Below are 13,330 nucleotides of genomic sequence, written 5' to 3'. Positions count from 1 at the left end.
TCGTCAACATCATGGAAACCGAAGACGTCGGCGTTGTCAAAGCCAAAATCAACGAACTCAAGGCCCGCGACCCGGGCGCGTTCGGTGCTGAGGCTATCGTCGTCGAAGTCAAGGAAGCAGCTGGCGGACAGGAAGTCGGCTCTGCAAGTGCAAACCCCCAGTTCCTCGAAATCGAGAAGCGGCTCGACAAGATCGAGAAGAAGATCGAGTTCGTGGATGCAGAGGTTGCACAGCGTGTTGGACGAAAGATTGGTCGGGATATCGGCATACTGTACGGCCTCATGGCAGGCGTTATCGTATTTATTATGCTGCTGTTCCTGTACCAGAAATTAATGGCATTGGTATAACGGAGGTGTAATAAAATATGTTCAGATTTGAAAAAGAACAGAGTGTCTGGGACTTCAACGGCACGAAGATCGGTGGACAGCCCGGTGAGTACCCGACAGTACTGGGTGCATCAATCTTCTACAACAAGCACGAGTGCGTGCTTGACGACCACAAGGGTACGATCGACAAGGCAAAGGCAGAGGCTCTCTGGAACCGCTGCCAGGTTCTCTCTGACTTAACCGGTATCCCGCACTTCATCCAGATCATCGCGGAATACGGCGAGGCATTTGAGAGCTACTTCAACTGGTTCGACTCAATCGACAACAAGACCGCGTTCTTAATGGACTCATCGGTACCAACGGCACTTGCCCATGCATGCAAGTATGTGACCGAAGTCGGTCTTGCACACCGTGCGATCTACAACTCGATCAACGGTTCGATCCAGCCGGAGAGCATCGAAGCACTCAAGAACAGCGATGTGGATGCAGCCATTGTCCTCGCATTCAACCCTGCAGACCCGTCAGTTACTGGCAGGGAGAAAGTGCTCACAGAAGGTGGCGTTGCAGGACAGACCAAGGGTATGCTGGAGATTGCAGAATACTGCGGTATCAAGCGCCCGATCCTCGACACTGCAGCAACCCCGCTCGGTCTCGGAAGCGGCGGCTCATACCGTGAGATCCTTGCCTGCAAGGCAATCCACGGCTACCCGACCGGTGGTGCATACCACAACATGACCGTCTCCTGGACTTGGCTCAAGCGCTGGAAGGGAACGAGCAAGACCCCATCCGTACTCGCAGCAGGGTACGAGGGCAAGGATGTGCTCCTGAAACAGATGTCCCACCACTACCTCGGCGGTATCGAAGGCATCAAGCAGGCAGCATGGTCAGCACCCGACATCGGCTGCAACATGATTGCAAGCACCCTCGGTGCAGACCTTATCATGTACGGACCTATCGAGAACGTAGAAGCAATGATCACCGCACAGGCCTACACGGACATCACCGTCCTTGAGGCAACCCGCCAGCTCGGGATCGAGTGCAAATCAGAAAGCCACCCAATCTTCAAACTTATCTAAATCTTTTTTTTAGAAGAATCTCGCGAGAAACGGGATTCGAGCTGGAGAAGAACTCATCAGAATTCTTCGAATTGCGATTGAATTCCGTAAGTGAAACTCGAGTTGGGAAAGGATTTATCTGAGTTCTTCGACTTTGCAAAAAACACGTTGTGCATTTCGAAAAGCGAAAAGAACTTTTATTGATCATTCCACGTTTACCGACCCACGAAAAATACGCAAGTCTGCATAGAGCTGAAGAGAAATTCTGCAACTTTCCGGGATCGCACGATATACTGCGAATTAAAATTGAACCTGCTTCAAAGTATCAAAGAATTACTAAAAAAATATTCACCGATACGATCCTCATGGATTTTCACCGTTTCCCGGTTCCCTGCGGGAAATTCACGATCCTGATCGCTTCATCGGCTTCTTTTGATCGCCCGAGATTGCGCAGGGCAATCGCCTTGTTATACCAGACAAAGGAGTTGATCGGGTTGAACCCGATCGCCTTCTCGAAATTGGCCAGCGCTTCCTCGTTCCTTCCCAGTTCCCGTAGGGCAATTCCTTTCGATGTCATGGCACGGATGTTGTTCGGGCTTGCCTCGAGGATCTCGTCAAAACATATGATCGCTTCGGCATATCTCCCGAGTTCGTTGAGCGAATATCCCTTGTTGGCGAGGGCAAAGGTATATTCCGGGTCGATGGCGAGAGCGTGTTCAAAGCACGCGATCGATTCTTCGTACCGGTGTATCTTCCGGAACGTGTACCCTTTCTCGAACCATACAGTGATAAGGTTCGGGTTGATAGCAATCGCCTTGTCATAACAGGCAATCGCGTCTTCGTGCCTGCCGAGATAATAATAGATCTTGCCCTTGTTTTCAAGCGCTACGGTGTTATTCCCGTTGACCTCCAGGACCTGGTCATAGAGGGAGATCGCATCGTCATAACGCCCGACCTTCATGAGGTGGTGCGCGTTGTCCAGTACCGCAGGGATGTCCATACCACTCATATTACCATTCACCCATGAGTATGATAATACCTTCCAGATTCTCCTGAAATTTATACCGATCCTTCTGGTGAAGGGTGAAACCGGACAAGCGTGACCAGTACGGGGGAAGTTCAATAAGAAATTATTTTATTAAAAGGAGAGGGATAGAACAACCGCCCGTAGTTCAATCCTTCCGGGAAAAAACCCGGACTAATCCGATGCCAGCCACGCACAGGAGTGCCGCCCACGGCAGGGACGCAGACTTTTGTGTGGGGGTACTGGTAATCATTGTTGTTGGCGGGAGGGTTGAGGTTGCTGTATCCGGCACCGTCGTTGTCGGGGGTACAGTAGTAATGACGGTCGTTGCGACCACCGTATCATCGGTCAGACTTCCGGGATGGAGTGTATAGCTTGTACTGACACTACCCTGATGTAAGTTCCCGGGATCCTTAAGATAAACACTCACTGTATCATAACTATGGCCTGCAAGATTGGATTTGTCAACCGGTGCATTCACTACGTACACAGTGTAGGTGCCAGGATCGATATTGTTCTCAATCCGTGAGGTGTCCCATTTCACAGACCACTGCTGGTTACTGTCGACATCGACCATAGTAAACTGTCCCTGGGCTGCCAGTTTAGATGTGTCGGTAAGGGTAACACCATCATCCGGCAGGCCGGGTCCGGTCAGGAAGAGGTATACCTCTTTGCTGTTATACGACGGGCCGCTGAGATCAATCGTGTCCCCAAGATACCCTTCGAAAGTTTGGGTTGTCTGGCTATACGCATATCCGGCTGCGGGTGAAACAACAAGGCTGGCAAACAGACATACGAGAAAGATTACACCAGCCACATTCACACAGGAGAAACAAGATCGGGACATTTGCATCACTAACACTAAACTAAACTGCCGGCAGGTTTATAGATTTGCGGGCCAAAACGACAAGTCTCCTTTAAGAGATGAAAATGATAAATATCCGGCGAAAATTCTCAAAAAATTAGGCGGGGAAATTAGTACAGCCGGTAAATGAAGTACCCGTTATGGAAATATTCGGCCTGGTCGTAATCTGCGAGCAGGTTCTTCCGGTTGCCGCATGAGAGCATCTTCTGCTGGAGTGCGGGCATCCCGGATGTATTATGGAGGAGCGTCTTGATCTCGTCATTTACCCGGCGGATCTCCTTGGTCTTCATCCGCCCGAGGACATCCGAAGGGTACGCATCAATATCGAAATAGGCGAACAGGGTCTCAAGGCAGATGAACCAGAGTTTTTCCGATACCGCATGTTCCGCTGCTGTTGTCGCTTCTGCGTCCGTCAGGACCAGATAGGCTTCATTATTCCCGTGGAAAAATGCCTTGAAACCATACAGGGATCCCCTTGATGCCGCGAGTGAATCGGGATCCACGTTCAGGAACCGTGCCAGAGCCTGCTGCTTCTGGAAAAGTGTGGGATCCTGTATACCCTGCATATCCTTGCCCCATATAAGGTCCGCACCGTAAAAACGTGCGCGATTACATTCAAAGCATGGATGTGAAAGGTTATAAGATCGTGCGTTTTTCTGTAGAAAATAACTGTGGTCAAGCGGTACCATGTAGCTGGTATGTGTGGAAAATTGATTAAAAATCGGGAATTTTTTTTAAGTATTGAGCGGTTCGAATCCCTGTTTTAAGACCTTGCCAAACTGGACGCGGATCTTGGGGTCAAGGGCGCAGACCGGGCAGACGTAATCATCCGGAAGATCTTCAAACTTCGTTCCCGGTTTTATCCCGCGGTGAGGTTCCCCGCGCTTTTCATCGTATACATAATTGCACATCGAACAGATGTACCTGGTCGGCCGCCACTCATCAAATCCCCATTTACCAATCCGGCCTTTTCCATCCTGGCCGCAGACCGGGCACACATAGTCGTCAGGCAGATCCTCAAATGCTGTACCTGCAGGAATACCGTTATGTGGTTCGCCGCGGAGCGGCGAGTAGATGTACCCGCAGAGCTTGCAGCGGTATCTGGTCATATCCTTTGACACTTTTTTCGCCGGCGATTTTTTTACCGGTTTTTTGGGCTGAGCAGCTATGCTCTTTTTTACCGGGGCTGCCTTCCGTGCCGGAGCTTTCGCTTTTTTTACTGGAGCCGTTATCGCAGCTGCGGTTTTCTTGAGAGCCGCAGAGCTCGTCCTGTTTTGTGCTATAGCCGGGGCAGATTTTTTGGTACCACCCGTTTTCGATGCTGGTAGTGCTTTTGCCATGAAACTTCTCCCGTGCGGCATTCCCGGACAGCGTGGGCATGAACCGCTCTACTGGAACATGGACGGTGCCGGCTATTATATATTATGGATGATGCAACTCACAAGAAAAGTGCCAGGTACTAACGTCATGGCCCGATCTGGTCACGAATGCCGGAGATCCGGTATTTTTATCCCCGAACAGAACGTATAATTCTGATCAGACTACAATGGACTTCCTTCCCGGCATCCTCTACTCATTTGCGACGCTGTTCATCATACTTGATCCGCTCATCTCTGTCCCGATCTTTGCGGGCATGACAAAAGGCCAGACTGCCGTGGAGATTCACAAACAGGCGTTCATCGCCGTGGCCGTGGCCGGCAGCCTGATGTACCTGTTCCTGATCTTCAACACAACGATCTTTGGTATCCTCGGGCTGACCCTGCCCAGTTTCCAGATCGCCGGGGGATTCCTGCTCTTCCTTCTGGGTATCCAGATGACACTCGGGATAGAGATCGGTCATTGCAAGGAGCATGCCAAGACAGCGGCAGGAGTGGTCATCGGCACTCCGCTTCTCTGCGGGCCGGGAACTATCACAACAGTCATGCTCCTCTCAAAGGACTACGGGATCCTGATTCCCTTTATTGCGATCACTTTGTCACTCCTTGCCACATGGATCATCCTGTACTATTCTGAACTGATCCAGCGCATACTTGGCGAAGTTATTACCGATATCATGGGAAAAGTCCTCGGCATGCTCGTGGCGGCTATTGCTGTCAAGATCATCACGGCCGGCATATTGGCCCTCGCCGTGACCCATTAAAATGCGTCCAGTTTTTTAAAATACCGCTTCGTCGTGATATTTCAGGAATCCCGTTTCATCGAATAGACCTCCACCATGTGGTGAGGGTGGTACCGCAATTTTGCCTCGCGGAGACCCGGCACACCGAGATCGCTCTCCCGGTTGATATAGGTGAATTTTTTTGCCAGACGAACTGCTGCCTCGTTATTAATTGCCTTGTAAATGCCTTCACAATCGGGCAGACCTTTCTCAAAATGCACGAGAGCCGTGTCGTTATTCATAGGCTCGAACAGGCTGATCGCACCAACTTTGGAGAATACCCGGATAATGAGGCCCCTAACCGGAAGCTGGTCAAAGTGGTCCAAAGCGAAAAAGACCGCTTCCTTCTCATGGGCAAGGACCGGGTCGCCCTCACATCCTTTCCATTCACACCATTCAATGAGGAACCGTTTCACGTCCTCCCAGTTCTCTTTCGAGATCGGTTCGACAACGTTGGTGCAGTTTTTCCGGAACTTGTTGATCTGGCGGCGGATAGTAAGATAGTTTTTACCGGGAAGTTCTGCAAGGTCAGTCGCGCGGTAGACGTATTCGAAATGGTTGCGGTCAGGCACCAGGTTTATCCCCGGGCACACCTCCCGCATCCAGAGCGCGGTCTCCGGATCGATCAGGACGATCGGTTCATTGTCGCTGACATCGGAGGCCAGCCGTATAAGAGCGCGGAGCAGGGTCGGGTTCCGGGGCCCGATGGGTGGGCGGAACCTGGTAGTGTTGTCAATGGTGCTGGCGAGGATGATATTTTTCTCCACAAATGCGTAGGTATACTGGGCGTAGTGGTTCCAGCAGACCATATTCGTGAACGTATTGTCCGAATGCACCTGCGGGTAAAGGGCATAGTGCTGTTCAAAAAACGTCCTGTCCGCAAGCGTTACGGGTTTGAAATCCTCCTGGCTCAGCATCACGGATCACCGGAAAGTATCAGGGGGATGTGTCCCTCCATGCGACGGAAGCCGAACGGCTGGTAAAAGATCTCCGTATCAGGCTCCGCGATGAGGCCGATCCACGAGATTCCGGCATCCCGGCATTTTTTTATCAGTACTGTAACGAGTTGTCTCCCGATCCCCTTGTGCCGGAATTCCGGAAGGATCACGAGATCCTGGAGATAGCCATCTGATACGCCGTCTGAGATAATCCTGCCCATGCCAATGGCACCCCCTGACGCCGGGTGGATCGCAACGGCAAATGCAAAACTGCCTCGTATCAGGCCATTGATACTTCGCGGATCGTACTCGTCCTTCCACCACCTGCCGGCGCGATACAGGCGGACGATGTCATCTTCATCCCATGAATCCACAAGCCGGATGAGGACGTCTTCTTCCATCGCGGTTACACTCACGTATATTTGTTACATACGTCCTTATGAAAAAAACCTCTGGATGCAGGCACCTGCAAAGGAGGGGGGAATCAGTGGTTCTGTAGATTATTAACGGCACCGGTTACCCTGAGGTTTCGCCGGTTTTCATCCGTTCGATGGCGGTATCGATGATCGCCCCCAGCCCTTCCACATACCAGTGCTCGGAGTTCAGGATGATATGGTAGATGGAGAGGTCTCCGATATTGATAGAATAATAGGAACGGTACCGGTCAGATTCACACTGCTCGCGTTCGAGCGTCAGTTGTTCCGCGGTTTTTTCATCAGTCACCTGGTCCCGGAACACAATTCTGTTGATACGGCAACCGATCGGGGCGTAGAGCCAGATCCTGAGATCGGCATCGTCCACCATCCAGCCGGAGAGCCTGCCTTCAACGATGATATTGTCCCGCTCCCGGGCAATCTCTTTCTGGCGGGCATCGATCATCTTATCGAATGATGCATCTTTTTTCGCAAGTTCGCCAAATTCCGCAAGCTCCATGTTGTGCTCTTTTGCCAGCTGGCGGAAGACCTCGCCGGCAGAGATCATGGAGTAGCCGTGGCGTTCTGCGAGGTACCGTGAGAGAGAGGTTGTCCCGCTCCCGGGCAACCCGCTCACGGTGATGCGCATCAGAGACCCCCGATATTCAGGGATTTCCGGATCACCTGGCTCAGCGTGATGGAACAGATCATATACCACAGCATCCATGCGGGAATGACCCAGATTACTGCCTCGTGCAGGTTATGGGTGCCCAGGTACGGCATGGTAATGGAAGTCTGGATCTCGTTCAGGCGGTACAGCAGCCAGAAGAAGATCGGAACGGTAAGAATCAGGATGATCGCCATCGGCTTGAACTGTTCCTGGGACATCTCAAGCTGTTCTTTCATCACCCGGTCTTTCTTGGCTTCCAGCTTCTTGATCTTTTTCTCGTCCTGGGAGAGCTGGGCTTCGCGGTATTCCGCCTGGAACTCCTTCATCCGCTCCTGCGAATCGGTCATCTTCTCATAATCGATCGTGTATTTCTGTACAATCGATGAGTAGAGACCGGTGAGACCGGAGAGGATCACGATCAGGATGAAGAACGGGATCCCGAAACCCACCACAATCGGTGCAAAGGCCGCATCCAAGCTCTGCCCGACATCCTGGCGCAGCCATGGGACCGTGTAGGTATACATCATGAGGAACATGAAGCCGAACGTGAGCCAGATGCCGTACTGATCCCAGATCTTACCGAAATTCATGACTTCACCGGAGTACGTCGGCAAGCTCGGTCGATGAGCGCTCGAGCAGAAAATCCGCGTTTGTGATTATACGTATGGTACACCCGGTCATCATGGCGTATGCCGCCGCCATGGACCGGTTGAACTGCTGGTGTTCCGCGATTGAACGGGCACCTTCCTTGTCCCGCGATCGGGTATCATCAGAGAGACGACGCATGAGGATCTGGTCATCGTCCGTTTCAACGAGCACGATAATGTCAGGCATCAGCTCGCGGAGCACCCATTCGGGAAGCCCCGCAAGATAGCCCTTGGGTGTTTTTACCGAGGCATGGGTATCGATCAGCACATTCCCCGAGACCTGGGCGATTGCCTGGGCAGCCCGCTGCTGGAGCCGTTTCTGGACCGCGCGATCCAGGGTACGCATCTGGTCGCGGTTCTCCACAACCTTGTCGTTCCTGGCAACCTCGAACATGAAGGTGCCGAAGTTGATCGACTTGTACCCGATACCTTCTTCCTGTAATTTTTTTAATGCTTCGTTGACTACCGTTGTCTTACCGACACCCGGTACACCGGTGATGATGACCTTTTTTCCTTCCATTCAGTGTCCCTTTCCTGACTCACTCTTTTCCAAAGAATGTCCGCATGAACGGGTACATCTCCATGATTTGCTGGCTTGCGATCTCCTCGTAGAGCCGGTAGGTGATACTGACCGTCAGCAGTAATCCTGTTCCGCTAACGGAACCGATGACACCGAAAAGGTTTGCAACCACACTGAGCACACCAATGAAGACACCACCAATCACCGTTACACGGGGGATATACCGGTCCAGGTACTTTTCCAGCACCTGCGGATTCCGGCGGTAGCCAGGGATGGACATGCCTGATAGCTGGATCTGCCGGGCGACATCCTTGGAGTCAAGCCCTGCGGTTTTGATCCAGAAGAGCGCGAAGATCGCACCTCCGACCACCATGAATGTGATATCTATCCCCATGCGTAATAGCACCTGCCATACCGCATGCCCGAGATCGGTTGTCCACCACATCCAGTCCGAGGGGCCATTGACCGGTGCAAGGTACCACATGATACCACTCTGTGGTGTTGAACCGCTGAAAGTCCCGAAGATCGTGATGTTGACGTTAGAGAGGAACATACCGACCATCTGGATGTTTGCCTGGAGCACCCGCACGAGGATCATCGGCAGGACACTGGCATAGATCAGCTTGACGGGGAACCGCGCCCTCGCCCCGCGGATCTGCGCATGGGCAAGGGGGATCTCTATACGGGTGGATTCAACGTAAACGATGATGAGGAAGATGGTGACGGTGGTGATGAAAGCAAGCATATCCGTGCCGAAGTAGGTCAGGTAGTTGCCTCCGTCAAGACCTATCGCTATGAGGCGGGGGAAGAACCCAACCGGGTACTGGTCCTTAACATGGGCCCAGCTGATAAACCCGTTTACGAGTGCCTGGGAAATACCCGCAATAATGAACAGACCCACACCGGAGCCGATACCCCACTTGGTCACTACCTCATCCATGAAGAAGATGAGGACGCCACCGATACAGATCTGGATGAAGATCAGGAGGGACACCGCGAACAGGTTGCCTCCGAAGAACTGGTTTGCAATGACCGGATCGGGCTGCAGGAAACCTCCGACGAGGTTCGGTGCTGCTTCCACAATGATCATGACAATAATCAGGATCTTCTGCAGGCCCATGTACATGACCTGGCCACGCGTTTCGCTCGTGTCGATGTGCAGGATATCTGCGCCCTTGAGGAGCTGGAGTACGATGGATGCCGTAACGATCGGTCCGATACCGAGATGAATGATCGAACCGCTTGCACCGGCAAGGAGGGCACGGTACGCGGCGAGGATATCCGCGCTGTTGGGTGCAAGTCCGAACAGCGGGATGTTTGTGAGGACAAAGTACAGGACTAGTATTCCCAGCGTCCAGATCAGTTTGTTCTTGAAATGAACGTGGCCTTCAGGGCTCTTGACTGCGGGCATTGCAGCGAGCAGGGGTTCCATTCGATCCAGCAGGTTTCCCATGGTTTCACCAAAAAATTGTTCGGATGGTCGTTATTCAACCTGAACCTTTCCACCCATCTTCTCGATCTTTGCCTTCGCAGTCTCGGAGAATGCCGATGCGGAGACGTTTATCTTCCGGGTGACCTTGCCGCTTCCGAGGACTTTGTCGATCCCCATATCAGCGATATTGATCACGATCATGTCGCCTTCCTTCTTGGCAATTCCCTGGGCAAGGAGAGAGGGTACGATCTGGTCCAGCGCACCGACATCGATTGCTGTCACGTCAGTACTGGTCTGGTTACAGAACCCGTCCTTTCCAAATACCGGGCCGCCCATCTCCTTGTACCACTTGACAAAGTGGTGGGCATTGATGCCGGCACGTCCCCTGCCGCCGCGGTTTCCTGCACCGCGACGGTTCTTGTGGGTGCCGCCACCGCATGTCCGCGAGCCGCGGAACTTTGAACGCTTGTTGGTTGGCATCTGCTTCACCTCATCTTATAGAGGAGAGTATTGATCTCCTGACCATAATAGCCAAGCGCTCCACCCTGGGGGAAGGTGCGCTTGGTGGTCTTGTATCCTTTGCGCGGGGGGTGAAGGCGCAGCACGGGTTTAAGTCCCGGCATGTCACGTAGTTTCGTTTCCCCGCCGGCAAGTGCCCTGGCGAAATCCGCAATGTTGCTGTAAGTCGAGTTGGACTTGATATACTCGTCTGTGAGCGGCGCATCGCCGAGAACCCTGCCGCGGGTCTGCAGGAGGGTCTCGACAGTTACTGCATCCACTTCACCATATGCTACATAGTCCTTGACTTTCCGGATCATGCCGAGGTTCTCGGGGGAGTCCGCAATGAGCACGCAGTGGTTGATGTGGTGCAGGCGCAGCATCTTCAAGGTGTCCTTGATGTCCCGGCGGGTTTTCACAACACCGCGGACCTGAACGACCGCGTACATTACTGTGACCTCCCTGTCCGGATCATGTTGGTCGCCTTGAGCGCGTTGAACGTTGCCTTTGCGAAGTTGATGGTCGTGCGGGTCTGTCCGCGCGCAAATGTCCAGGTATCCTTGATACCTGCGAGTTCCAGCACTTTCTTGCTGATGTCACCGGTAACAAGCCCGATTCCCTGAGGTGCGGGCTTGAGGGTGACCTTAACGCTTCCGGCAGTGCCGGTGACCTGCATGGGGATGGAGTGACTTACGTTGCACCCGCATTCCCAGCTGCCACAGCCGCGCCGCACCTTGATCAGATTCATCTTTGCCTTGACGATCGCTTTCTTGATCGCGTCGCCGACCTGAACGTCCTTGCCCTGGCCGAAGCCGATGTACCCGTTACGGTTGCCTACGATGACAACGGCACGGAACTGGACACGGCGCCCGGAATCGGTCATCCGCTGCATCATGGCGATATCGAGGACTTCATCCTCGAGGTCAGGGAGGAACGCGTCAACAATCTGGGGTTCCTTGATAGGCCTGCCACTCTCGAGGACCTGATCAATGCTCTTGATCTCACCCGAAGCGACGAGCTTGCCAAGACCGGTGACCGGGTGCCATTCTTCTCGTTCGTATGCCATTTACGCCATCTCCTTCTTTATGGCATCTGCCACCTGTTCGACATTTTTGACGAGGTCGCCGGCATTCTTGTTGTATGCCGCGATGTGCGCACCCTTGATGCGCTCTTCCGAGGGGAGAATCTCCTCGCCGTAGGGAATGTCAAGTCCTGCATCCACTGCACCCTTGAGCGCAGCGAATACGCGGGCGCCCGTTGTGGCGCGGTTGAGCCCGATATCCAGTATAGCGCGGTCCTGCCCGGCCTTCTTTGCCTTGACGGCAAAGAGCATGCCCGTGAGGTAGGCTGCGGGAGTGTTGGACATCGATCCCTTGTATCCGTATGTCTCGAGCTCGGCAGAGTTTGCTGCTACGAGCGTGCGATCGCCGTCCATCTCGGCAACAACGAGCTGCACGATGATGTGCCGGTTTGTCTTGCGTACCACCATCCGTGGTGCATCCGCAACAACAAGCCGGGTCCGCTGGTAATAATCGGTCTTGCCTTCCCTCCGTCTCCGGAAGGGGACAAAATACCGTGATCCTGTTGCCATGTTACTTCATCCTCCCTGCGAGGATCTCCATCTGCGCCTTCATGTGCGCGACGCTCCTGAACTGGCCACCTGCCGCTTTGCGGTAGAGAACGCGATACATATGCGGGTCAATGGTACCGGCTGTACGCAGTTCAACGAGCACTTTCCTGATTGCACGGATCTTCTGGACCCATGCGGTCTTGCTCGGGTTGCGGGCACCTGCTGCACCTTTCCTCTTGCCTGCACCTTTCCGGTGCCCGTATGACCGCTGTGCGATCCGTGCCCGGGCCCTGCCGCGGCTGACACCTTTCTTCTGGTGTGCCTTGATCGCGCCATCCGTTACGAGTCCCCGGAGGTCCTCGCGCGAGATCGCGTTCTCGATATCCGAGATACGGGCCGGGTCGAACCAGACGCGGTTAACACCGCACTTCAGGATGGACGCGGCAATGCGTTTCTGGCTTGCTACGTCACTCATTCTTCTTCACTCCTGAATCGGTCTTCTTTTTTGCCTTGGTTGCGGAGGCAGTCTTTGCTGCAGCCTTGGGCTTTTCCTCATCAGCTGCCTTCTCTGCCGATTTGGCCGGTGCCTTTGTGGTCTTGGCGGGCACCTTCTCCTTCTTTGCGGGAGCCTCTGCTGCTTTCTCCACCTTGGGCTTGGCTTCCTTCTTGGCCGGCGCTTTCTTCTCTTCGGACTTGGACGCCGGTTTTGCCTTTGGTGCCTCTTTCTTTGCCGGGGTGGCTGCTGCCTTGGACTTTACGGGTTTCTTCTCATCCTTCTTGGCTTTACCCTCATCCTTTGCTGCAACCTTTGCCGGTGCCTTCTTTGCCTTGGGCGTGATGGTACGGATATTGAGCACCTTAAGCCCTGCGGCAACTGCAGCTTCCTGCAGCGCAACCCGCTTGCGATCGCCAACCGTTGCGGAGATCCGCACGGCCTGGGTCTTGTTGTCAAGTCCCGCGAGCTCCTTGATTGAGGCTACGAGGACTTCAAAGAAGCCGCTCGGGTGCATGCCGCGTACTGCGATCGGGCTGCCGAATCCCGGCTTGGGGAGTGCTCCCTTTGCCTTCTTCTGCTCCCTCTGTTTGTTATGCTGGCCGCGGGGCTTTCTCCATGAGTCGGAGAGCTGGCGTTTCTTGCCAAACCCGTCGCGCTTGAAGCTTGCGCCTTTATCAACGCGCACACGGATCAGTCGTTTTACTTCTGTTGCCATTGA

General features: G+C 53.6%; 19 protein-coding genes. 3 read left to right on the top strand and 16 right to left on the bottom strand.

Annotated elements, in window-relative coordinates:
- Both mtrG and mtrH read left to right on the top strand, forming a co-directional pair.
- A partial coding sequence (gene mtrG, locus WBL42_RS06020) for a tetrahydromethanopterin S-methyltransferase subunit MtrG (RefSeq protein WP_424720360.1) occupies positions 1 to 347 on the top strand: 347 nt, incomplete at its 5' end.
- A 17-nt stretch (positions 348 to 364) separates the two neighbouring features.
- Positions 365 to 1,402, top strand: a complete 1,038-nt coding sequence (mtrH, locus tag WBL42_RS06015; protein WP_424720359.1) for a tetrahydromethanopterin S-methyltransferase subunit H — start codon at positions 365 to 367, stop codon at positions 1,400 to 1,402.
- A gap of 352 nt (positions 1,403 to 1,754) precedes the next feature.
- Here the strand turns inward: mtrH and WBL42_RS06010 are convergent, their stop codons facing one another.
- The 4 genes from WBL42_RS06010 to WBL42_RS05995 form a co-directional block, all read right to left on the bottom strand.
- Positions 1,755 to 2,381, bottom strand: coding sequence for a tetratricopeptide repeat protein (locus tag WBL42_RS06010; RefSeq protein WP_424720358.1), 627 nt, complete (start codon positions 2,379 to 2,381; stop codon positions 1,755 to 1,757).
- A gap of 172 nt (positions 2,382 to 2,553) precedes the next feature.
- On the bottom strand, positions 2,554 to 3,222 hold the full coding sequence (locus WBL42_RS06005; protein WP_424720357.1) for a hypothetical protein: 669 nt from the start codon (positions 3,220 to 3,222) through the stop codon (positions 2,554 to 2,556).
- Positions 3,223 to 3,380: 158 nt separating this feature from the next.
- On the bottom strand, positions 3,381 to 3,836 hold the full coding sequence (locus WBL42_RS06000) for a hypothetical protein (protein ID WP_424720356.1): 456 nt from the start codon (positions 3,834 to 3,836) through the stop codon (positions 3,381 to 3,383).
- 168 nt (positions 3,837 to 4,004) lie between these two features.
- Positions 4,005 to 4,610 carry a rubredoxin gene (locus tag WBL42_RS05995; protein ID WP_424720355.1) on the bottom strand — a complete coding sequence of 202 codons (606 nt, stop codon included), beginning with the start codon at positions 4,608 to 4,610 and terminating at the stop codon, positions 4,005 to 4,007.
- Positions 4,611 to 4,816: 206 nt separating this feature from the next.
- Here WBL42_RS05995 and WBL42_RS05990 point away from each other — a divergent pair, with 206 nt between their 5' ends.
- Positions 4,817 to 5,410, top strand: coding sequence for a MarC family protein (locus WBL42_RS05990; protein ID WP_424720354.1), 594 nt, complete (start codon positions 4,817 to 4,819; stop codon positions 5,408 to 5,410).
- A 41-nt stretch (positions 5,411 to 5,451) separates the two neighbouring features.
- Here the strand turns inward: WBL42_RS05990 and WBL42_RS05985 are convergent, their stop codons facing one another.
- From WBL42_RS05985 to WBL42_RS05930, 12 genes are all read right to left on the bottom strand, one after another.
- A complete protein-coding gene (locus WBL42_RS05985; protein WP_424720353.1) occupies positions 5,452 to 6,345 on the bottom strand; it encodes a DUF2156 domain-containing protein in 894 nt (297 codons plus the stop codon).
- Positions 6,345 to 6,767 carry a GNAT family N-acetyltransferase gene (locus WBL42_RS05980; RefSeq protein ID WP_424720352.1) on the bottom strand — a complete coding sequence of 141 codons (423 nt, stop codon included), beginning with the start codon at positions 6,765 to 6,767 and terminating at the stop codon, positions 6,345 to 6,347. The genes WBL42_RS05985 and WBL42_RS05980 overlap by 1 nt, the downstream gene beginning before the upstream one ends.
- A 115-nt stretch (positions 6,768 to 6,882) precedes the next feature.
- Entirely contained in the window at positions 6,883 to 7,428 is a 546-nt protein-coding gene (gene cmk, locus WBL42_RS05975; protein WP_424720351.1) for a (d)CMP kinase, read from the bottom strand.
- Positions 7,428 to 8,039, bottom strand: coding sequence for a DUF106 domain-containing protein (locus tag WBL42_RS05970; RefSeq protein WP_424720350.1), 612 nt, complete (start codon positions 8,037 to 8,039; stop codon positions 7,428 to 7,430). Before WBL42_RS05970 ends, cmk begins: the two co-directional genes overlap by 1 nt.
- A gap of 4 nt (positions 8,040 to 8,043) precedes the next feature.
- Positions 8,044 to 8,616 carry an adenylate kinase gene (locus WBL42_RS05965; RefSeq protein WP_424720349.1) on the bottom strand — a complete coding sequence of 191 codons (573 nt, stop codon included), beginning with the start codon at positions 8,614 to 8,616 and terminating at the stop codon, positions 8,044 to 8,046.
- Positions 8,617 to 8,635: 19 nt separating this feature from the next.
- The gene (secY, locus tag WBL42_RS05960; RefSeq protein WP_424720348.1) at positions 8,636 to 10,069 is read right to left on the bottom strand and encodes a preprotein translocase subunit SecY; all 1,434 of its coding nucleotides are present in this window, start codon (positions 10,067 to 10,069) and stop codon (positions 8,636 to 8,638) included.
- A 30-nt stretch (positions 10,070 to 10,099) separates the two neighbouring features.
- Complete coding sequence (locus WBL42_RS05955) at positions 10,100 to 10,528, bottom strand: uL15 family ribosomal protein (RefSeq protein ID WP_424720347.1); 429 nt, start codon at positions 10,526 to 10,528, stop codon at positions 10,100 to 10,102.
- Between the two features lie 5 nt (positions 10,529 to 10,533).
- Complete coding sequence (locus tag WBL42_RS05950) at positions 10,534 to 10,995, bottom strand: 50S ribosomal protein L30 (protein WP_424720346.1); 462 nt, start codon at positions 10,993 to 10,995, stop codon at positions 10,534 to 10,536.
- Positions 10,995 to 11,612 (bottom strand): 30S ribosomal protein S5, encoded by a 618-nt coding sequence (locus WBL42_RS05945; protein WP_424720345.1) that lies wholly within the window; start codon positions 11,610 to 11,612, stop codon positions 10,995 to 10,997. The genes WBL42_RS05950 and WBL42_RS05945 overlap by 1 nt, the downstream gene beginning before the upstream one ends.
- The gene (locus WBL42_RS05940; protein ID WP_424720344.1) at positions 11,613 to 12,137 is read right to left on the bottom strand and encodes a 50S ribosomal protein L18; all 525 of its coding nucleotides are present in this window, start codon (positions 12,135 to 12,137) and stop codon (positions 11,613 to 11,615) included.
- 1 nt (position 12,138) lies between these two features.
- Positions 12,139 to 12,591: a 50S ribosomal protein L19e gene (locus WBL42_RS05935; protein WP_424720343.1), complete on the bottom strand. Its 453-nt coding sequence runs from the start codon at positions 12,589 to 12,591 to the stop codon at positions 12,139 to 12,141.
- Positions 12,584 to 13,327, bottom strand: a complete 744-nt coding sequence (locus WBL42_RS05930; RefSeq protein ID WP_424720342.1) for a 50S ribosomal protein L32e — start codon at positions 13,325 to 13,327, stop codon at positions 12,584 to 12,586. The genes WBL42_RS05935 and WBL42_RS05930 overlap by 8 nt, the downstream gene beginning before the upstream one ends.
- Between the last annotated feature and the right edge of the window lie 3 nt (positions 13,328 to 13,330).

Origin of the sequence: Methanoregula sp. (assembly GCF_049686655.1) — an archaeon.
Classification (GTDB): Archaea; Halobacteriota; Methanomicrobia; order Methanomicrobiales; family Methanospirillaceae; genus Methanoregula.
Note: the sequence above shows the minus strand (reverse complement) of the source record. Positions and strands in the feature narration are given on the sequence as shown.

Coding starts and splice junctions, on each gene's coding strand:
- mtrH (WP_424720359.1), top strand. CDS start 365: ATGTTCAGATTTGAAAAAGAACAGAGTGTCTGGGACTTCAACGGCACG.
- WBL42_RS06010 (WP_424720358.1), bottom strand. CDS start 2,381: ATGGACATCCCTGCGGTACTGGACAACGCGCACCACCTCATGAAGGTC.
- WBL42_RS06000 (WP_424720356.1), bottom strand. CDS start 3,836: ATGCAGGGTATACAGGATCCCACACTTTTCCAGAAGCAGCAGGCTCTG.
- WBL42_RS05995 (WP_424720355.1), bottom strand. CDS start 4,610: ATGGCAAAAGCACTACCAGCATCGAAAACGGGTGGTACCAAAAAATCT.
- WBL42_RS05990 (WP_424720354.1), top strand. CDS start 4,817: ATGGACTTCCTTCCCGGCATCCTCTACTCATTTGCGACGCTGTTCATC.
- WBL42_RS05985 (WP_424720353.1), bottom strand. CDS start 6,345: ATGCTGAGCCAGGAGGATTTCAAACCCGTAACGCTTGCGGACAGGACG.
- WBL42_RS05980 (WP_424720352.1), bottom strand. CDS start 6,767: ATGGAAGAAGACGTCCTCATCCGGCTTGTGGATTCATGGGATGAAGAT.
- cmk (WP_424720351.1), bottom strand. CDS start 7,428: ATGCGCATCACCGTGAGCGGGTTGCCCGGGAGCGGGACAACCTCTCTC.
- WBL42_RS05970 (WP_424720350.1), bottom strand. CDS start 8,039: ATGAATTTCGGTAAGATCTGGGATCAGTACGGCATCTGGCTCACGTTC.
- WBL42_RS05965 (WP_424720349.1), bottom strand. CDS start 8,616: ATGGAAGGAAAAAAGGTCATCATCACCGGTGTACCGGGTGTCGGTAAG.
- secY (WP_424720348.1), bottom strand. CDS start 10,069: ATGGGAAACCTGCTGGATCGAATGGAACCCCTGCTCGCTGCAATGCCC.
- WBL42_RS05955 (WP_424720347.1), bottom strand. CDS start 10,528: ATGCCAACCAACAAGCGTTCAAAGTTCCGCGGCTCGCGGACATGCGGT.
- WBL42_RS05950 (WP_424720346.1), bottom strand. CDS start 10,995: ATGTACGCGGTCGTTCAGGTCCGCGGTGTTGTGAAAACCCGCCGGGAC.
- WBL42_RS05945 (WP_424720345.1), bottom strand. CDS start 11,612: ATGGCATACGAACGAGAAGAATGGCACCCGGTCACCGGTCTTGGCAAG.
- WBL42_RS05940 (WP_424720344.1), bottom strand. CDS start 12,137: ATGGCAACAGGATCACGGTATTTTGTCCCCTTCCGGAGACGGAGGGAA.
- WBL42_RS05935 (WP_424720343.1), bottom strand. CDS start 12,591: ATGAGTGACGTAGCAAGCCAGAAACGCATTGCCGCGTCCATCCTGAAG.
- WBL42_RS05930 (WP_424720342.1), bottom strand. CDS start 13,327: ATGGCAACAGAAGTAAAACGACTGATCCGTGTGCGCGTTGATAAAGGC.